The sequence below is a fragment of the Bradyrhizobium valentinum genome (assembly GCF_001440405.1).
In the GTDB taxonomy this organism is placed as follows: Bacteria; Pseudomonadota; Alphaproteobacteria; order Rhizobiales; family Xanthobacteraceae; genus Bradyrhizobium; species Bradyrhizobium valentinum.
In genome coordinates this window covers 57,899-75,455 of the sequence record NZ_LLXX01000161.1, presented here as the reverse complement: position 1 = coordinate 75,455, position 17,557 = coordinate 57,899, and the positions used below count along the sequence as shown (strand labels likewise).

Below are 17,557 nucleotides of genomic sequence, written 5' to 3'. Positions count from 1 at the left end.
GCCTCCCCCCCCCCATCCACGTCTTAATGTCCATCAGCAGGTAAAGACGTGGATGCCCGGGACAAGCCTGGGCACGACGATAACTACTAGCAGAGTCAGAAGGGCCATCAATTCGACGCGCGCCGAACTGTCAGTAGATGGCAACTAGGCCGCCGGCTTCGACGGATCGTAGAAGAACCGCTCGCGAAACACCCTGTCGCCGCGCCATTCCTGCAGCGCGACTTCGTCGAACCGGCCGGTCTTGCCGGAAAGATAGGTGAACTCGAAAACCCAGTGGATCGCGACATGATCGCCCTCGACGACAGACGTCATGCAGGTCGATGTCACGCTCTTGACTCGTTCCAGCACCGCGCGTTCATGCGCCACCAGGACGTCGCGGCCGACCCGTGGCGCCGCCGCGTTCTCCTGCATGCTGGCGTCCTCGGTATAGAAACGCTCGATCGCCCCGGCATGGTCACCGGAGACGACGGCTGCAATGAACTCATCGAGACGGGCGCGCGACGGCATGGAGCCTCCTGCAATCAAATTGAAGATCAGATACCCGGACCTGGAATTTCGCCAGCCGCCTGCAGCTTCGCGCGGCGCTTGGCGAACGACGCCAACGACAGCACCGCAAGGCCGAGCAGCACCGGCGGAAACACCACCATGTTTACCATCGACCAGCCGTAATGCGCCAGCAACTGGCCGGACGAGAACGACCCCAGCGCCATCATCCCGAACACCAGGAAATCGTTGAAGGCCTGCACCTTGTTGCGTTCCTGCGGCCGATGCGTCTCCAGCACCAGCGCCGACGCTCCTATAAAGGCAAAGTTCCAGCCGACGCCAAGCACGATCAGTGTCGTCCAGAAGTGCATCGCGGTGATGCCGGCAAGGCCAATTCCCGCCGCTGCGGCTTCCAGCAGCAGGCCGAGCGCAACGATCGTGGGCGCGCCGAAGCGCGCGATCAGCGTGCCGGTGAAGAAGCTCGGCCCATACATCGCCACGATGTGCCACTGAATGCCGAAATTGGAATCGCTGACGGTCAGTCCGCACATCTTCATGGCGAGCGGCGCGGAGGTCATCACGAGATTCATCATGGGGTACGCAATCACCCCACACAGCGCCGCCGCAATGAAGCGCGGCTGCCGCGCGATCTCGAACAGCGGCCGGCCGCCATGCATATCTGACGGCGCCGGCTTCGGCGCATCGACGCCCCACAGCACCGCCATCGCCACCAGCGCGACGAAGGCCTGCACTACAAAGCTGAACGCAAACAGATAAGGCGGCCAGATATCCATGGTCCACTGCACGAGCTGCGGACCGAGCACCCCGGCGAATACACCGCCCGCCATCACCCACGACACGGCCTTCGGCCGGAACGCTGTGCTGGCGCCGTCGGCGGCGGCAAAACGATAGGACTGCGCGACCGCGCCGTAGAGACCGCCGAGAAACGTCGCGCCGCAGAACAGCCAGAACGAAGCATACAGAACGGCGATTGCGGCGAGCGCGCCGGTCAGCACGCCGCAGAACGTGCCGATGATGAAAGCGCTGCTGCGGCCATAGGCACGCGAGATCGCGCCGGTCGGCAGCGTGCCGGCGGCGAGCCCCAGCACATACATCGAGAGCGGCACTGTGGCGAGCGAGATGGTCGGCGCCAGCGTCGCGCCGACGATCGAGCCGGTGGCGAAAATGACAGCCGAATTGGCGCCGGTCAGCGCCTGCGCCGCGGCGAGCCGCAGCACATTGGCGCGCGCACCCGCGTCATTGGCGATCTCTTCGGTGATAGTCGTATCCAGCATCGGCCTTCCCGCCCGGCAGGCCCCGGGCAGGGAGCCTTATCGATTCATTGCTGGGCACTATGAAGACGCGGAGCTGTACGATCAACCGGCGCAAACGGGCGCGCGCTATGCGAGGCGCGCACATTGGACAGCGCTGCGACAACAGTCTACATCGAGGCCGGCCCGATCATGCTCTATTGCGGTACAAGCGACCGGCATTTCTGGAGTTCAAGCCATGGCAATCGACGACAGGCCGACCATCGCCGCGCCCGACGATGATCCCTACCTCTGGCTCGAGGAAATCGAAGGCGAACGCGCGCTCGACTTCGTCGACCGGCAAAGCCGGCGGACGCTGGAGGTTTTCGGCGGCAGGCAGTTCGAGATGGATCGAGATACGCTCGCGGCGATCTATGACCGAAGCGACAACATTCCCTATGTCACGCGCCACGGCGGGCTCGTCTACAATCTCTGGAAGGATGCCAAAAATCCGCGCGGCCTATGGCGGCGCACGACGCTTGCAGACTTTCGCAAGGCGGAGCCGGATTGGGAGACACTGCTGGACATCGACCGTCTCGCCGCCGAAGAGGACAAGGATTGGCTGCTCAACTGGACGCAGCCGCTGCCGGGAAACAATCCGCGCGTGATCGTGGCCCTTTCGCGGGGAGGCAGCGATGCGGTGACGCTGCGGGAATTCGACCTGGATACCAAAACTTTCGTCGCCGATGGATTCACCTTGCCGGAAGCCAAGAGCGGGACCGAATGGATCGACGCCGACACGCTGCTGCTTTCCAGCGCTCTGGGCGAAGGCATGGCGACAACTTCCGGCTATGCAAGAACGGTCCGGCTGTGGCGCCGCGGCGAGCCCGTGGAGCGAGCGCCGGTGCTGTTCGAGGTGCCGGCCGACCGGATGGCCGCGAACTGCAGCGTCGATGACACCGGCCCAACACCGCGGATGTGGTTCATCGATCGGATCGATTTCTTCAATCTCAATCTCTGGCTCGGCACCGAGGCCGGTCCACGCACAAAACTCGACTTGCCGACCGACATCTGGCTGGAAGCGCACAAGGACTGGCTGGCCGTGAAATTGCGCGGCGCCTGGACAATCGCGGGCAAGACCCATGCGCCGGACAGCGTTCTCGGTATCTCGCTCTCGGCCTTCCTGGCCGGTGACCGCAACTTCACTACGGTGTTCGAACCGGGGCCGCGGCGGGCGCTGCAGGGCTTCTTCTGGACGGCCGGCAAGCTTGTATTGTCTGTTCTCGACGAGTTGCGCCCGCAGTTCGAAATCTGCACCCCGTCGGCAAGCGGCTGGACGCGCGAGAGACTGCGGGGCCTTCCCGAAATCGGCGTGGTCGATGTCTGGCGTCTCGACCGCCGCGAAGCCGAGAGCAATGGCGACCTGCTCGCCAATGTGCAGGATCCCGTGACGCCGTCGTCGCTGCTGCTGATCGAAGGCGTCGCCAGCCCCGCTATCTTGAAGCAGGCGCCGAAGACCTTCTCCGCCGACGGACTCATCGTCACCCGCCATGAGGCGATTTCAGTGGACGGCGAGCGGATTCCCTACGTGCAGACCGGTCCCGCCGCCGAGACCGGCGATGCACCGGTCTATATGAGCGCTTATGGCGGCTTCGGCTTCGCGGTAAAGCCATTTTACAGCTCCGCACTGGGCAAGCTCTGGCTGGAGCGCGGCGGCACCACGGTGCAGGCCAATATCCGTGGCGGCGGCGAGTTCGGCACGCGTTGGCATGATGCCGGCCGTTACGCCGGCAAACGGCTGGCGCATGATGATTTCGCGGCGGTTGCCGCCGACCTCGTAAAGCGCGGCGTGACGCGCGCCAGCAGAATTGCCGCCGAGGGCGGATCGAACGGCGGCATCCTGATCACCAACATGCTGGTGCGCTATCCCCAGAGATTCGGCGCGCTGTTCTGCACGATTCCCTTGATCGACATGCGCCGCTACACAAAGCTGCTCGCGGGCGCGAGCTGGATCGCGGAATATGGCGATCCCGACAAGCCCGCGGAGTGGGAGTGGCTGAAAACCTATTCCGCCTATCACGCCGCAACGCCGGGCCACAACTACCCGCCCATCCTGATCGCCACCACGCGCCGCGACGACCGCGTGCATCCCGGCCACGCCCGCAAGATGGCGGCCAAGCTGCAAGCGATGGGATACGAAGCCCATTTCTACGAGCCGGCGGCGGGCGGTCACGGCTACGGCAAGGACAACCGCGAACGCGCCGGGTTCATCGCGCTGGGATACACATTCCTGAGGAACAAGATCGGCTGGGCGGATAACGCCGCGTAGTGTTTCGCTATCGTCGCCCGGACGCGAGGATAAATGTTGGTTTCGAGAGCGGCCAGCGCATGAGCTAGGGACGGTGGGCAAAATGGACACGCAAGCCGAACTTCGCATTATCCGTGCGGCCTACGCCAAACAGGTCCTTGCCGCTGCAAACGTGATCGATGCGCGCGTAGCTCAAGCGTTTGCCGCCATCCCCCGCGAGGATTTTCTTGGCCCGGGCCCGTGGCTGGTGCGGCGCTGGCTACGCGACTATGTGTCGACACCCGACGCTGACCCCGTCTATCTCTATACCGACGATCTGGTCGCGCTCGTGCCCGAGCGTAGCCTCAACAACGGGCAACCGTCGTTGCACGCCCATCTCATCCATCGGGCCTTGCCCGCAGTCGGCAGCCACGTGGTGCATGTTGGAACAGGTACGGGCTATTACACGGCGATCCTCGCACATCTCGTCGGGCCGTCAGGGCGGGTAACGGGAATCGAATATGATGGGGGCCTTGCCGCGCGGGCCAGAGCCAACCTGGCGCCCTATGCGAATGTCGAAGTGATTGAAGGCGACGGCACGCAGGTGCCGTTCGATGCCGCCGATATCATCTATGTCAATGCCTGCTGCACGCGGCCAGCGACACGCTGGCTCGATGGCCTTGCCGATGGCGGCCGCCTGATCATGCCGATGACGTCGGATCAGGGATTTGGCGGCGTTGCGCCGGAGCGCATAGCGAGTGCCGGTGCAGTGTTCCGAATTGAGCGAAGAGCCGCGAACTATCTCGCACAATGGATTTCGCCAGTTGCGATCTTCCCCTGCGCCGGCAGCCGCGATGAAGTGTCCGAGCGAGCACTTACCGAAGCCTTTACCCGCGGCGGCTGGCAAAAGGTCACACGACTGTACCGAGACGAGGACGTTCCCGACGAGCGCTGCTGGCTTCGTGGACCAGGGTGGTGCCTCGCCTATCATTGAGGTGCGGAAAGGCGTTACGCCGACAGGTCCGATCGCTGAAAAGCCAGGATCATATTGTTGGCGGGCATTTGCACGGTCTCGACCAGTACAAGGCCGACGCCAGCGGCGAGCTTCTCGAGATCGGCAATGTCGCGCACGCCCCATTCGGCGTCCTGCTGGCGAAGGCTGGTGTCGAACACGGCGTTGCTCATTGCGGTGTGCTTGCCGTCGCGCTTGAACGGGCCATAGAGAAACAGGCGCCCGTCGCTGCGCAGATAGCGGCCTGCTCCGGCAAACAAGCCTTCGGCGACGCGCCATGGTGCGATGTGGATCACATTGGCGCAGAACACGGCGAGCAATTCGGCCGGCCCGCTACCGTCATGCATCGGCGGGCACCAGGCGGGATCGGTGAGATCGATCCGCAGCGGCGGACGGATGTTCGGTAGCGCAGCGTGCGCGCACCACGCTTCGATGCTCTTCAAGTGCCGCTCGTTGAGATCGCTCGGCCACCAGGTGATGTCGGGAGTGTGTCTCGCAAAATGCACGACATGCTGACCGGTGCCGCTGCCGGCTTCCACCACATCACCGGATTTGCCGGCGAGGAATCTCTGCAGCACCGCCCAGATCGGCTCATGGTTGCGGTGGAACGCCGCCGCATCGAGCCGGCCGTCCGGTTCGACCGGCCGTCCATCCTTGCCGAATTCCACGACATATTCGGCCATTACCGCCTCGCCTGAAAATCGTTGCAAAAATCGTTGTAGGTTTGAAACGTCGAAAGCGTCACTTCAGTTCGCCGCAATAAATCTCTTTCAGCACCTGCAGCAGGCGCAATGCGCGCGTGTCGGTAACGCGATAATGCAGCGTCTGCGACGTTCGCCGGAATTCGACCAGGCCATCGGCGCGCAATTTCGCCAAATGCTGCGACAATGCGGACTGGCTCAGCTTCACGACGCCGACGAGTTCCCCGACCGTCATCTCGCCACGCACGGCGAGAAAACAAAGGATCAGCAAACGCTTCTCGTTGGCGAGCATTTTCAGGAGTTGCGCGGCCTCGCCAGCCTGCTTCACCAGCTTCTTCAGCGCTGCCGCGTCCTCGGCGCCGGGGCCGGACTGTGTCTCTTTGGCTGCCGCCGCGACTGCTCTCATAACGTCAAATCCGGGATGGTTTTCCGTGCCTCCGAAGCACACATGACATACTAGCCTTTCTTTAGCATTGACTAAATTAGCAAATGCCGATACCGGTTCAAAAAAGCAAGAAATGATGCGGCGATGCGGCCGCGAGGGGAAGAAAACGTGCGGCCTGACCCGTTACGCAGCAAAGCTGTTCTCTCCGATCTCGCCGGCCCGGACGCGCCCGTGGCGCGACGCAGCTTTCTGAGGTTGGGCGCGGCGCTGACCGGCAGCCTCGCCCTTGGCAGCAAGCCCGCCATGGCCGACCCCGCGCAGGAGTCTCCCCCCGCAGACGCCCCCTGGTCGCAATCGATTGGCGCGGGCGTGGTTGACCGGCCCTACGGCCGGCCAGCGGATACCGAGGCCTCCGTCATCCGGCGCAACGTCCCCTGGCTTACCGCCAGCGCGGAATCGTCGGTGAGCTTTTCGCCGTTGCAGGACCTGCACGGCATCATCACGCCGAACGGACTGTTCTTCGAGCGCCACCATGCGGGACGGCCCGACATCGATCCGGCGCAGCACAAGCTCATGATCCACGGGCTGGTCGAGCGGCCGCTGCTGCTCACCATGAAGGACATCCTGCGCTTCCCATCGATATCGCGCATCCATTTCATCGAATGCCCAGCCAATGGCGGCATGAACTGGCGCGCCGCGCAGATGAACTCGCTGCAGTTCAGTCATGGCATGGTCAGTTGCGCCGAATGGACCGGCGTCAGGCTGTCGACGCTGCTGGAAGAGGTCGGCGTCAAGAAGGAGGCGAAGTGGGCGATGGTCGAAGGCGCCGATGGCGCGCACATGAACCGCAGCCTGCCGCTCGACAAATGTCTCGACGATTGTCTCGTCGTCTACGCTCAGAACGGCGAGGCACTGCGGCCCGAACAGGGCTATCCGCTGCGGCTGGTGGTGCCGGGCTGGGAAGGCAACGTCAACATCAAATGGCTGCGCCGGATCAAGCTCGGCGACAAGCCATGGCACTCGCGCGAGGAAACCTCGAAATACACCGACCTGATGCCGGACGGCACCTCGCGCGGCTTCACCTGGCTGATTGACGCCAAATCGGTCGTCACCTTTCCCTGCCCGGAAAAGCCGCTCGATGGGCCCGGCCTTTATGAGATCAGGGGACTGGCCTGGACCGGCAACGGCAAGGTCAGGCGTGTCGATGTCTCGATGGACGGCGGCGTCAACTGGCAGACCGCGCGGCTGCACGAGCCGGTGCTGTCGAAGGCGCTGACGAAATTCACCCTGCCCTGGCGCTGGGACGGCCGTCCGGCGCTGGTCGCATCCCGCGTCATTGATGAGGCCGGTTACGTGCAACCGACGATTGCGGAGCTGCGAAAGCAGCGCGGCTCGAACTCGGTCTATCACAACAATTCGATCCAGACCTGGCAGGTCAAATCAGACGGAAGCGTCTTCAATGTACAGCTCGCGTAAGATCTGCCTGCCGCTTGTGGCGATCCTGCTTGCGGCCGCAAGCCTCGCCGGCGCGGCAGAGCCCGGCTCGTTCGGGTATGGCCGCGTGGCGAGCCCGGCGCAGATCGCCGGATGGGACATCGACGTGCGCGGCGAGGACGGAGCAGGCCTGCCGCCCGGCAAGGGCACGGTTGACCGGGGCGCCGACGTCTATGCCGAGCAATGCGCTGCCTGTCATGGAACCTTCGGCGAAGGCGAAGGCCGCTTTCCCAAGCTGGTGGGCGGCGTGGGATCACTCCGGGACGAGCGCCCGGAGCTGACGGTCGGCAGCTACTGGCCGTTCGCCCCGACCTTATGGGACTATATTAACCGCGCCATGCCGATGGCTGCGCCACACACATTGTCAGCGGATGACGTTTATGCTTTGACCGCCTATATTCTGAGCCTGAACGATCTCGTTCCCCATGATTTCGTTGCCGATCGCAACAGCTTGCCGAAAGTCAAAATGCGCAATCGCGACAATTTCATCTGGACCGACCCGCGACCCGATACGATCGCAAAACCCTGCATGAACGCTTGCGTCAACGCCGCCGATGTCAGGATATCGTCGACGGCCGAAGGCAGGGACCTGACGCCGCGCACGACCGGCCCGCTTGATACCATGCAACCGAAATAATGATACGGAAACGCCTGTGACCGACCATTCACTGACGAAACCCGCAATGCTCCCGGCGTTCGCGCTGGCGCTTGTGATCGGCGCTTTCCTGTCGGCAAGCACGGCACATGCGCAGTCCGCCGCGGCCGAAGGCCAGAAGCTCGCCTTCGACCGCAGCAAGGGCAATTGCCTGACCTGCCATGCCATCAAGGGCGGCAACCTTCCGGGCTCCATCGGACCGGAACTGATCGACATCAAGAGCAAGTATCCCAATCGCGCAGATCTCGTCGCGATCGTTCACGATGAAACCGAGCGCAATCCCCTGACGGTGATGCCGCCATTCGGACGAAACCGGATTCTGACTCCAAAGGAAATCGAAGCGGTCGTTGATTTCCTGCAAACGCTGTGAAGCAAGACCAAGAGATTCAGGGCTGTGACGTGCGCGCGCACGCTTTAGGAGACGATGGATATGACTGACGTCAAGTATTCGGCAACGCGCCGGCTGATCCTGCAGGGTGCCGGCGCAGTCGCGCTTGTCGGCCTCGGCAACCTTCCCTTTGGCCTGACGCCGGCGCTCGCCGCGGCCAACGACAAATATCCGGAAGAGGCGTTCAAGCAGAAGAGCGATACCGACGTCATCAAGACGCTCTACGGCAAGACCGCCGAGCCCTCGGACAAGGTGAAGATGGACGCGCCTGAAATCGCCGAGAACGGCGCCGTGGTGCCGATCTCGGTCTCTACAACACTTGCCGACGTAACCTCGGTTGCGTTCCTCGTCAGCGAGAATCCGAACGTGCTGATCGCAAAGTATAACATTCCGGCCGGCACGCTGCCGAGCGTCGCCAACCGCATCAAGATGGCCAAGACCAGCAATGTGACCGTGCTGGTGGAAGCCGGCGGCAAGCTCTACAGCGCCTCCAAGGAAGTCAAAGTCACCGTCGGCGGTTGCGGCGGTTAAGGGAGTATTCACATGGCATCCACCATTCGCGTGCGCGCTTCTTCGAATGGCGACATCACCGAGGTGCAGGCGCTGATCCAGCATCCGATGGATTCCGGCTTCGTCAAGAACGCCAAGGGCGAGACCATTCCGCCGCACTTCATCCAGCAGCTCACCTTCGAGCATGACGGCAAGAACGTGTTCGCCGCCGATTGGGGCGGTGGTATCTCCAAGGACCCCTACGTCAAGTTCGCGTTCAAGGGGGCCAAGAAGGGCGACGAGCTGAAGATCAGTTGGGTCGACAACAAGGGCGCGACCGACACCACCACGGCCAAGATCCAATGAGGCTGCGATCCGCGATCTATCTGGCGTCCGCAGCCCTTGCGCTCGCGGCTTTGACGCTTGCGAGCGCGCTGCCCTCGGGCGCCGCCGACAAGGTCGATCCTGTCGCCGACGCCAAGGCGTTCCAGAAATTCTTCACCGACAAGTTTCCCAAGGTGAAGTTCGAGGATTTCGTCAACGGCCCTTATTCGATGAACGAGGACCTGCACCGGCAGTGGCAGGAGAAGGAGCAATTCCCGCCCTACGAGTTCTCGCTCGAAATGGGCAAGGAAATGTTCTCCAAACCGTTCAACAACGGCAAGACCTATGCGGATTGCTTCCCGAACGGCGGCATCGGGATCCGCCAGAACTATCCTTATTTCGACGAGAAGGAAGGCAAGGTCATCACGCTTGAACTAGCCTTGAACCGCTGCCGCGAGGCCAATGGTGAACAGCCGTATTCCTATGTGAAGGACGAAATGGCTGCCTTGACCGCCTATATGGCCTTTACCTCGCGCGGCAAGCCGATGGATATCAAGATCCCGAACGATCCCCGCGCGCTGGAAGCTTACCAGAACGGCAAGGAGTATTTCTACACGCGGCGCGGCCAGCTCAATTTCTCCTGCGCCACCTGCCACGTGCAAAGCCCGGGTGAGCGCATCCGCGCCGAAGTCCTGGCGCCTGCGCTCGGCATCGTCAATGCGATGCCGATCTATCGCTCGGAGTGGAGCGGCATGGGGACCACCAGCCGGCGCTTTACCACCTGCAACAGCCAGATCCGCGGCGTGCCGCTCAGCCCGCAGGACGATGAATATCGCAACGTCGAATACTACCTGTCCTATGTCAGCAACGGACTACCGATATCGGGTCCGGGAGCGCGGCCATGAGGAACATGATGCTCAAATCTGCATTGGTTCTGGCGCTGCTTGCCGCGGGCGGGACGTCCGCGCTTGCCGCAGGCTCCGAGGACGACTTCAAGGCGGCGTACGCCGCGGCTGAAGCCGCCAACAAGGAGGCCGGCAAGCTTCGCAACCAATGGACTACCACGGCGTCGACGTTGGCGGCGGCGAAGAAGGCGGCTGATGCCGGCGATTTCGACAAGGCCACCGCGTCGGCCAAGGAAGCCGAGGCCCTGGCCAAGGCTTCGATCTTCCAGGCCACCAGCGAGAAGACCCGCTGGAAGGATATGGAAATACGCTAAAACCGTTACGACCCGCTGAGACCCGCATGACCATCCGCCGCCGCGATTTCCTGACGCTAGCGGGCGCAGCCACCCTGTCCGGCAGCCTGCCGCGGCTGGCGCGCGGCGCCGATAATGCGGGCGTTTACGACCTCGATCGCTTCGGCAATGCGCGCATCCTGCACATCACCGATACCCATGCGCAGCTTCGGCCGGTGTTCTTCCGCGAGCCGAGCGTCAATCTCGGCGTTGGGCCGATGCGGGGCAACCCGCCGCATCTGGTCGGACGCGCCTTCCTCGATCGCTTCGGCATCCGGCCCGACAGTGCCGACGCCTATGCTTTCACCTGCATCGAGTTCGAAAAGGCTGCCGGGCGATTCGGCAAGCTCGGCGGCTTCGCGCATCTGAAGACGTTGATCGACCGGATGCGCAGCGAGGCCGGCAGTGGGCGCTCGCTGCTGCTCGACGGCGGCGACCTCTGGCAGGGCACCGGCCTCGCCAATACCATGCGGGGCGCCGACATGGTCGAGGCCGCCAACCTGCTCGGCATCGAGGCGATGACCGGCCATTGGGAATTCACCTATGGCGAGAAGGCGTTGCGCGCCAACCTCGAACGCTTCAAGGGCGAATTCCTGGCGCAGAACGTTTTTCTCACCGAGGAAGCCGCCTTCAACGACGCCAAGGCATTCGATCCGGCCTCGGGGCGCGTCTTCAAGCCGTCTGTCATCAAGGAGATCGGCGGGCGTCGTGTCGCCGTGATTGGTCAGGCGTTCCCTTACGTGCCGATCGCGCACCCCAAGCGCTTCACGCCGGACTGGAAATTCGGCATCCGCGACGAAGAACTGCAAAAGCTCGTCGACACCCATCGCAACGACGACAAGGTCGATGCCGTTATTCTGCTCTCGCATAACGGCATGGATGTCGACCTCAAGCTCGCAAGCCGCGTCACCGGCATCGACGTCATTCTCGGCGGCCACACCCACGACGCGGTGCCGCAGCCGATTCCCGTGACCAATCCGGCCGGCGTCACGCTCGTCACCAATGCCGGTTCGAACGGCAAGTTTCTGGCGGTGCTCGATCTCGACATCGGCAAGGGCAAGGTCAGCAATGTGCGCTACCGGCTGCTGCCGGTGTTCTCGGAGCTGCTGAAGCCCGATCCGGCAATGCAGGCGCTGATCGACAAGACGCGCGAGCCGCATGCGGCCGGCCTCGACGAGAAGACCGGCGTGGCCGACCGCCTGCTCTATCGCCGCGGCAATTTCAGCGGCAGCATGGACCAGCTCATCTGCGACGCGCTTCTCGGCGACTTGAACGCCGAGATCGCGCTGTCGCCGGGTTTTCGCTGGGGCACCACCGCGCTGGCAGGGCAGCCGCTGACGATGGAGGACGTGCTGGCGCAGACCGCCGTCACCTATCCGGAGACCTACGTCCAGACCATGACCGGCGGCCAGATCAAGGACGTGCTGGAAGACATCTGCGACAATCTCTTCAACACCGATCCGTATTACCAGCAGGGCGGCGACATGGTCCGCGTCGGCGGGCTGTCCTACACCTGCAGCCCGGCCGAGTCGGTGGGAAAACGGATTTCCGATGTGAAGCTCGACAACGGCCATACGCTGGAGGCCGGCAAGCGTTACAAGGTGGCGGGTTGGGCCTCGGTCAACGAGCAGACCGGCGCGCCGATCTGGGATGTGGTCGCCAGGCATCTTCGGTCAGGTAAGCCGCCCAATCGGGCGCCGCCGGGCGTCACGCTGAAAGGCGTTGAAGACAATCCGGGCATTGCGGGACAGGGATGATCGGTTTTTCGACCATCATTCGCACCATGGCCGCAGCGGCATTGATCGCAGCGGCCGCGCCCGATGCCCGCGCCCAGCAGGCGCCGTTGCAAGACAAGCCGTTTGCGGAGCACAAGATCGTGCTGCAGCTCTCCGACAACGACCCGCGCAAGCAGGGACTCGTGCTCAGCGTCGCCAGCAACCTGATGAAGCATTACGATCCGGACAAGGTCGCGATAGAGGTCGTGGCGTTCGGCCCCGGCATCGAGTTGCTGCGCCCGGAAAATCCCAACCGCAAGATGGTCGAGAGCCTTGTGGCGCAAGGCGCGCGTTTCGATATCTGCCTCAACACCGTCGATACGCTCGAACGTGAAGCGGGCAAGCGGCCGGAGTTCATATCAGCGGCAACACCGGTGCAGGTCGGCGTCGCGCAGATCCTGTTTCTGACGGAGAATGGGTATACGCTGGTGCGGCCGTGAGCGCCTACATTGTCATTGCGAGCGGCACGAATGCGCCACCCGTCATTGCGAGCGAAGCGAAGCAAATCCATCTAACCTTACGCAGAAGCATGGATTGCTTCGTCGCGGAGTTTATCATCGGGCCGGCCGAAGGCCGGACCCGGTGGCTCCTCGCAATGACGCAAGCGTGGTACAATTGATGGAATTGCAGGAGCAGGGCTGGAACTACGTCGGCCCTAAGGTCACTTCCCGTCCGTCATCCTGAGGTGCTCGCGTAGCGAGCCTCGAAGGATGAATCGGCCGGGCCGTCGCCCTTCGAGACGGCCGCGTTGCGGCCTCCTCAGGGTGACGGGAGACAGTTTGGGAAATCGCCATGATCTTTCGTCAGCTCTTCGACAGCGTTTCGGGCACCTACAGCTACCTGCTCGCGAGCCGCGCCGGCGGCGAGGCGTTGATCCTCGATCCCGTGCTGGAAAAGGCGGACCGTTACTGCCAGCTCCTGCGCGAGCTCGATCTGCGGCTGGTGAAAGCGGTCGACACCCATCTGCACGCCGACCACGTCACGGGCCTCGGCGAACTGCGCGACCGCACCCAGTGCATCACCATCATGGGCGAGCAGAGCAAAGCCGACGTGGTGTCGATGCGGGTTTCCGACGGCGACAAGGTGATGATCGAGGGTCTCAGCCTCGACGTCATGTACACGCCCGGCCACACCGACGACTCTTACAGCTACCTGATGGGCGATCGCGTCTTCACCGGCGACACGCTGCTGATCCGCGGCACCGGCCGCACTGACTTTCAGAACGGCTCTTCGCGCGCCCAGTATGAATCGATTTTCAACCGGTTGCTGAAACTGCCTGACGAAACCATGGTATTCCCCGCCCACGACTACAAGGGCGACACGGTTTCCACCATCGGCGAAGAGCGCCGCTACAATCCGCGGCTGCAGGTGCGCTCGGTCGATGAATATATCGAGCTGATGGCCAATCTGAAGCTGCCGAACCCGAAGATGATGGATGTCGCCGTGCCCGCCAACATGCATGTCGGCCTGCATCAGGAGGAGCTTGCCAAGCAAGGGCTCGCGCTCTCTGCCCGCGACGCCATCAACAGCCTCGGCCGGCCCGACATCCTGCTGGTCGATTTGCGCGAAGCCAGCGAGCGCGCCAAGCACGGCACGATCTCGGGCGCGCTGCATGCGCCCTATCCCGGCATTTCCGAGAGCCTCAAGCCCGGCGGCATGCTGCGCGAAGTCGCCGCTGCCACCGGCCGCCGCGTGGTGTTCTTCTGCGCCTTCGGCGAACGCTCCGCTATGGCGGTTACCGCCGCGAAGAATGCGGGGCTGGCCAACACGGCGCATATCGAAGGCGGCATCGACGCATGGAGGAAGGTCGGCGGACCGGTGGTTCAGGGGTAAGATCGGTGTCGTCCCTGCGAACGCAGGGACCCATACGCCGCGGCGCCGATGATGGAAGGCAGTGGCCAACGTCTTGCTTAAGTTACAACGCCCTGTGGTTATGGGTCCCTGCGTTCGCAGGGACGACGATATAGTTTTGTCGGGGACATCACCGCCCCACCCGCTTCAGCTCCGCCGTCAGCGCATCCAGCGCATCCGCCAGCATCACGCCGCCGCACTCGGTCATGCGCTCCGGAATCACGATGCGCTTTTCCGGCGGATAGAAGCGCTCCAGCGCCGGATGCAGCAGAAACGCCTGGCCGTCATCCCCTGCATAATCGCCGGCCTGCGAAACCACGATGAAGTCGGGCCTCAAGTTCACGATCGCCTCCAGCGAGGCAAATCCGCCGAAGTTGAAACCGAGATCGCCGGCCGCGCTGCGCAAGCCAATTTCGCTGAGCAGCGAACCGACAAAACTATCGCTGCCCGCCACCCAGCCGCGCCGCGACAGCGGCAGCACGCGATAATGCCGTTCTGCGACCGCGCGGCGGGCTCGCGCCAGCGCGGCGTCAAGCCGCGCGATTTCCACCGCCGCGCGATCGGGGTGACCGATGATGTCGCCGGCCTCGCGGATCTGCTGCCGTGCTTCATCGAGGGTCCGCGGCACGGCGAGCTCGGCAAGGCGAAGTCCCTTGGCCTTCAGCAGCTCCCGCGTCGAACGCTTGTCGAACGCGCTGGCGACGACCAGGTCGGGTCTGATGAGCAACACGTCCTCGGCCCCGCCGGACAGCACCGGATAGCGGCTGATGTCGCCTGCGTGCGATTGCCAGCCGTCCCGCGAAAACCGACTCAATCCCAGAATCTGTTCGGGGTCTGCAAGCCTCAGCACCAACTGATCGGTGCAGACATTCATCGACACCAGGCGCGGCGGATTGGCTGCGAGCGCGGCGCTGCCAGACACCGCCAGCGCGGCGATCGCGATCAGAACTCCGAATAGCCACCGCATCAAACATCTGCCCACGGCACGATCACGGCCTCGCGCTGGAATTCCGCACGGTAGGCGCGGATCCGGAATACATCCGCCATCACCTGCTCGGACAGCGCGTCTGCCGGCGCTCCTTGCGACACCAGGCGACCTTCGCGCAGCACCAGCATGTGATCGGCGAAACGCGCGGCGAGGCCCAGGTCGTGCGTCACCACGACGACGAGCACGCCCTTGTCGGCGGTCGCGCGCAGATTCTTCATGACGTCGATCTGGTGCCGCGGATCGAGCGAGGCGGTCGGCTCGTCGGCGAGGATGACCGGCGCCTCCACCGCCAGCGCACGGGCCAGCGCAACGCGGCTGCGCTCGCCGCCGGACAATTCGGTGACGCGGCGATCGCTGAACTCCATCACGTCGACCGCCTGCATCGCGCGCAGCACCGCCTCCGCATCCCGAGGCGACAGGCGCGCCGGATCGGTGGCGCCATGCGGATAGCGGCCAAGCGCCACGATATCGCGCGCCGGCAGCGGCCAATGCACAACATGCCCCTGCGGCAAATAGCCGAAGCGTTTTGCGCGCTCGCGCAGCGGCAGCGAAGCTAGCGCATGGCCACCGACTTCGATATCCCCTTCGGATGGGATCAATCCTGCCAGCGCCCGCAACAGCGTGGTCTTGCCGGCGCCGTTCGGCCCGACCAGCGCCACCAGATGCCCCGGCGAGAGCGCCAGCGAAACGTCTTGCAGCACGACGCGGCCGGCGAGCCGCACGCTGAGCCCCTTTGCGGTGAGCAGCGCTATCTCACTCATGCAACGCCCCCACCGAGCGCGCGGCGTTCGCGCATGATCAGATAGAGGAAGAACGGCACGCCAATGATCGAGGTCAGCACGCCGACCTTGATGTCAGAGGTCGAGGGAATGATGCGTACCGCGATGTCGGCGGCCAACAGCAGCGCGGAGCCTGTGAGCGCACTCGGCACCAAAAGCCGCCCCGGATCGTGGCCGATCAAGGGACGCATCAGATGTGGCGCAACGAGCCCGATGAAACCGATAGTGCCGGTGACGGCCACCGCGCCGCCGACGCCGAGCGCGACGCCCGAAATCACGAACAGCCGCAAACGCCCGACATCGACGCCGAGGCTCTGCGCAGTTTCCTCGCCCAGGCTCAGCGCGCGAAACGCATGACGCTGGCTGAACAGCATGATCGCGCCGGCAATGATGAAGGGAAATGCCAACATCACGTGCTGAAAGCTGCGGTCCTCCAGCGATCCGAGCAGCCAGAACGTGATCTCCAGCACCAGAAAGGGATTGGTGGCAAGGTTCATCACCAGCGCGGTCGCGGCGCCTGCAAAGCTCGAGATCGCCAGTCCCGACAGGATGAGGATCAATAGCCCCGCGTTGCGGCCGGCGATCGAAAGCAGCACGAACACCGAACCGAAGGCTGCGATGATTGCCGCCACCGGCAGCGCGTAGGAGCGGACATCGGCCAATCCCAGCGCGATGATCAGCACTGCGCCAAACGCCGCCGATTGCGGCGCGCCGAACAGGTCGGGCGAGGCCAGCGGATTGCGCAACAAGCCTTGCAGCGATGCACCCGACAGCCCGAGAATGGCGCCGATCGCCAGCGCTAACAGCGTCCGCGGCAGGCGGATTTCCCGCACGATCACCTGCGCCACGTCGCTGCCGCCGCCGAACAGCGCTTCCGCCACCGCAAGCGGCGACAGCCGCACCGGACCAATACCCAGCGAGATCAGCACCAGCAGCGCAACGAGGGCGGCAAGCGCCGCCGTCGCGCCGATCCGCCGGCGCGCGGCATCCTCGTTGGTCATGGTTACAGCCTCAACACTCATCGATCGTCCTAAAGCAGTTTTACCCGCCCCGGTACAGGAGCTCAGGCAACGAGCAGGCAGCGTGCTCATGCGGCAAAAATAGCGCACTCGTCCAGTGAGGACCGCGAGGGCGCCCAAGGCGGATTGACTCGGACTTTGACAAACTTCTACCATAGTTCCCGACGGTTCCCGTTTGGGGATCAAAAGGGAATGCGGTGCGGGGAAAATCCCCAATTCCGCGGCTGCCCCCGCAACTGTAAGCGGCGAATCCTTCGTCATAGGCCACTGGGAATCTCGGTCCTGGGAAGGCGACGATGGGTAACGACCCGCGAGCCAGGAGACCTGCCGTCAGCCGTGGTCACACGCGAAGATGTCGGTCGGGGAGTACAGGCATTAGCTTCACCTAAGCTGCGTTAGCCCATGGTGAGACTTGGTTCGCTGTGACGTGCCACTGACGT

At 63.6% G+C, this 17,557-nt stretch carries 19 protein-coding genes and 1 riboswitch; of the genes, 12 read left to right on the top strand and 7 right to left on the bottom strand.

Annotated elements, in window-relative coordinates; translation table 11 throughout:
- Positions 1 to 144 precede the first annotated feature (144 nt).
- Positions 145 to 507, bottom strand: a complete 363-nt coding sequence (locus CP49_RS28585) for a nuclear transport factor 2 family protein (RefSeq protein ID WP_057853473.1) — start codon at positions 505 to 507, stop codon at positions 145 to 147.
- A 26-nt stretch (positions 508 to 533) separates the two neighbouring features.
- Positions 534 to 1,778 (bottom strand): MFS transporter, encoded by a 1,245-nt coding sequence (locus CP49_RS28580; RefSeq protein WP_057853472.1) that lies wholly within the window; start codon positions 1,776 to 1,778, stop codon positions 534 to 536.
- Positions 1,779 to 1,992: 214 nt separating this feature from the next.
- On the opposite strand from CP49_RS28580, the gene CP49_RS28575 reads away from it, so the two are divergent.
- Together CP49_RS28575 and CP49_RS28570 are read left to right on the top strand one after the other, a co-directional pair.
- The gene (locus tag CP49_RS28575) at positions 1,993 to 4,062 is read left to right on the top strand and encodes a prolyl oligopeptidase family serine peptidase (RefSeq protein ID WP_057853471.1); all 2,070 of its coding nucleotides are present in this window, start codon (positions 1,993 to 1,995) and stop codon (positions 4,060 to 4,062) included.
- 82 nt (positions 4,063 to 4,144) lie between these two features.
- Positions 4,145 to 5,014: a protein-L-isoaspartate O-methyltransferase family protein gene (locus CP49_RS28570; RefSeq protein ID WP_057853470.1), complete on the top strand. Its 870-nt coding sequence runs from the start codon at positions 4,145 to 4,147 to the stop codon at positions 5,012 to 5,014.
- Between the two features lie 14 nt (positions 5,015 to 5,028).
- Here CP49_RS28570 and CP49_RS28565 read toward each other — a convergent pair whose 3' ends face one another.
- Positions 5,029 to 5,715, bottom strand: a complete 687-nt coding sequence (locus CP49_RS28565; RefSeq protein WP_057853469.1) for a DUF938 domain-containing protein — start codon at positions 5,713 to 5,715, stop codon at positions 5,029 to 5,031.
- 58 nt (positions 5,716 to 5,773) lie between these two features.
- A complete protein-coding gene (locus tag CP49_RS28560) occupies positions 5,774 to 6,139 on the bottom strand; it encodes an ArsR/SmtB family transcription factor (RefSeq protein WP_082646291.1) in 366 nt (121 codons plus the stop codon).
- A 228-nt stretch (positions 6,140 to 6,367) separates the two neighbouring features.
- Between CP49_RS28560 and soxC the strand changes: the two genes are divergently transcribed.
- The 10 genes from soxC (at position 6,368) to CP49_RS28505 (ending at position 14,313) form a co-directional block, all read left to right on the top strand.
- Positions 6,368 to 7,594, top strand: a complete 1,227-nt coding sequence (gene soxC, locus CP49_RS28555) for a sulfite dehydrogenase (RefSeq protein ID WP_245310920.1) — start codon at positions 6,368 to 6,370, stop codon at positions 7,592 to 7,594.
- The gene (locus CP49_RS28550) at positions 7,578 to 8,249 is read left to right on the top strand and encodes a c-type cytochrome (RefSeq protein ID WP_057853467.1); all 672 of its coding nucleotides are present in this window, start codon (positions 7,578 to 7,580) and stop codon (positions 8,247 to 8,249) included. Before soxC ends, CP49_RS28550 begins: the two co-directional genes overlap by 17 nt.
- 46 nt (positions 8,250 to 8,295) lie before the next feature.
- Complete coding sequence (gene soxX, locus CP49_RS28545; protein ID WP_057853466.1) at positions 8,296 to 8,637, top strand: sulfur oxidation c-type cytochrome SoxX; 342 nt, start codon at positions 8,296 to 8,298, stop codon at positions 8,635 to 8,637.
- A gap of 60 nt (positions 8,638 to 8,697) precedes the next feature.
- On the top strand, positions 8,698 to 9,186 hold the full coding sequence (soxY, locus tag CP49_RS28540) for a thiosulfate oxidation carrier protein SoxY (RefSeq protein WP_057853465.1): 489 nt from the start codon (positions 8,698 to 8,700) through the stop codon (positions 9,184 to 9,186).
- Between the two features lie 12 nt (positions 9,187 to 9,198).
- The gene (soxZ, locus tag CP49_RS28535) at positions 9,199 to 9,510 is read left to right on the top strand and encodes a thiosulfate oxidation carrier complex protein SoxZ (RefSeq protein ID WP_057841279.1); all 312 of its coding nucleotides are present in this window, start codon (positions 9,199 to 9,201) and stop codon (positions 9,508 to 9,510) included.
- A complete protein-coding gene (gene soxA / locus CP49_RS28530) occupies positions 9,507 to 10,373 on the top strand; it encodes a sulfur oxidation c-type cytochrome SoxA (RefSeq protein ID WP_057853464.1) in 867 nt (288 codons plus the stop codon). Before soxZ ends, soxA begins: the two co-directional genes overlap by 4 nt.
- Positions 10,370 to 10,687 (top strand): hypothetical protein, encoded by a 318-nt coding sequence (locus CP49_RS28525; protein WP_156438710.1) that lies wholly within the window; start codon positions 10,370 to 10,372, stop codon positions 10,685 to 10,687. The genes soxA and CP49_RS28525 overlap by 4 nt, the downstream gene beginning before the upstream one ends.
- 26 nt (positions 10,688 to 10,713) lie before the next feature.
- Positions 10,714 to 12,462 (top strand): thiosulfohydrolase SoxB, encoded by a 1,749-nt coding sequence (gene soxB / locus CP49_RS28520; protein ID WP_057853463.1) that lies wholly within the window; start codon positions 10,714 to 10,716, stop codon positions 12,460 to 12,462.
- Positions 12,459 to 12,920, top strand: a complete 462-nt coding sequence (locus CP49_RS28515) for a DsrE family protein (RefSeq protein ID WP_420807662.1) — start codon at positions 12,459 to 12,461, stop codon at positions 12,918 to 12,920. The genes soxB and CP49_RS28515 overlap by 4 nt, the downstream gene beginning before the upstream one ends.
- Before the next feature lie 352 nt (positions 12,921 to 13,272).
- Positions 13,273 to 14,313: an MBL fold metallo-hydrolase gene (locus CP49_RS28505; protein WP_057853461.1), complete on the top strand. Its 1,041-nt coding sequence runs from the start codon at positions 13,273 to 13,275 to the stop codon at positions 14,311 to 14,313.
- A 148-nt stretch (positions 14,314 to 14,461) separates the two neighbouring features.
- On the opposite strand, the gene CP49_RS28500 is transcribed toward CP49_RS28505, so the two are convergent.
- From CP49_RS28500 to CP49_RS28490, 3 genes are read right to left on the bottom strand one after another with little or no spacing between them, the layout of a single operon-like run.
- Positions 14,462 to 15,298: an ABC transporter substrate-binding protein gene (locus CP49_RS28500; RefSeq protein ID WP_057853460.1), complete on the bottom strand. Its 837-nt coding sequence runs from the start codon at positions 15,296 to 15,298 to the stop codon at positions 14,462 to 14,464.
- A complete protein-coding gene (locus CP49_RS28495) occupies positions 15,298 to 16,080 on the bottom strand; it encodes an ABC transporter ATP-binding protein (protein ID WP_057853459.1) in 783 nt (260 codons plus the stop codon). Before CP49_RS28495 ends, CP49_RS28500 begins: the two co-directional genes overlap by 1 nt.
- On the bottom strand, positions 16,077 to 17,120 hold the full coding sequence (locus tag CP49_RS28490) for a FecCD family ABC transporter permease (protein WP_197423267.1): 1,044 nt from the start codon (positions 17,118 to 17,120) through the stop codon (positions 16,077 to 16,079). The genes CP49_RS28495 and CP49_RS28490 overlap by 4 nt, the downstream gene beginning before the upstream one ends.
- 145 nt (positions 17,121 to 17,265) lie before the next feature.
- Positions 17,266 to 17,463, top strand: a riboswitch (cobalamin riboswitch).
- Positions 17,464 to 17,557 lie beyond the last annotated feature (94 nt).

Coding starts and splice junctions, on each gene's coding strand:
- CP49_RS28580 (WP_057853472.1), bottom strand. CDS start 1,778: ATGCTGGATACGACTATCACCGAAGAGATCGCCAATGACGCGGGTGCG.
- CP49_RS28525 (WP_156438710.1), top strand. CDS start 10,370: ATGAGGAACATGATGCTCAAATCTGCATTGGTTCTGGCGCTGCTTGCC.
- CP49_RS28550 (WP_057853467.1), top strand. CDS start 7,578: ATGTACAGCTCGCGTAAGATCTGCCTGCCGCTTGTGGCGATCCTGCTT.
- CP49_RS28570 (WP_057853470.1), top strand. CDS start 4,145: ATGGACACGCAAGCCGAACTTCGCATTATCCGTGCGGCCTACGCCAAA.
- CP49_RS28585 (WP_057853473.1), bottom strand. CDS start 507: ATGCCGTCGCGCGCCCGTCTCGATGAGTTCATTGCAGCCGTCGTCTCC.
- CP49_RS28505 (WP_057853461.1), top strand. CDS start 13,273: ATGATCTTTCGTCAGCTCTTCGACAGCGTTTCGGGCACCTACAGCTAC.
- CP49_RS28495 (WP_057853459.1), bottom strand. CDS start 16,080: ATGAGTGAGATAGCGCTGCTCACCGCAAAGGGGCTCAGCGTGCGGCTC.
- soxX (WP_057853466.1), top strand. CDS start 8,296: ATGCTCCCGGCGTTCGCGCTGGCGCTTGTGATCGGCGCTTTCCTGTCG.
- soxA (WP_057853464.1), top strand. CDS start 9,507: ATGAGGCTGCGATCCGCGATCTATCTGGCGTCCGCAGCCCTTGCGCTC.
- CP49_RS28515 (WP_420807662.1), top strand. CDS start 12,459: ATGATCGGTTTTTCGACCATCATTCGCACCATGGCCGCAGCGGCATTG.
- CP49_RS28490 (WP_197423267.1), bottom strand. CDS start 17,120: ATGAGTGTTGAGGCTGTAACCATGACCAACGAGGATGCCGCGCGCCGG.
- soxB (WP_057853463.1), top strand. CDS start 10,714: ATGACCATCCGCCGCCGCGATTTCCTGACGCTAGCGGGCGCAGCCACC.
- soxZ (WP_057841279.1), top strand. CDS start 9,199: ATGGCATCCACCATTCGCGTGCGCGCTTCTTCGAATGGCGACATCACC.
- CP49_RS28575 (WP_057853471.1), top strand. CDS start 1,993: ATGGCAATCGACGACAGGCCGACCATCGCCGCGCCCGACGATGATCCC.
- CP49_RS28565 (WP_057853469.1), bottom strand. CDS start 5,715: ATGGCCGAATATGTCGTGGAATTCGGCAAGGATGGACGGCCGGTCGAA.
- soxY (WP_057853465.1), top strand. CDS start 8,698: ATGACTGACGTCAAGTATTCGGCAACGCGCCGGCTGATCCTGCAGGGT.
- CP49_RS28560 (WP_082646291.1), bottom strand. CDS start 6,139: ATGAGAGCAGTCGCGGCGGCAGCCAAAGAGACACAGTCCGGCCCCGGC.
- CP49_RS28500 (WP_057853460.1), bottom strand. CDS start 15,298: ATGCGGTGGCTATTCGGAGTTCTGATCGCGATCGCCGCGCTGGCGGTG.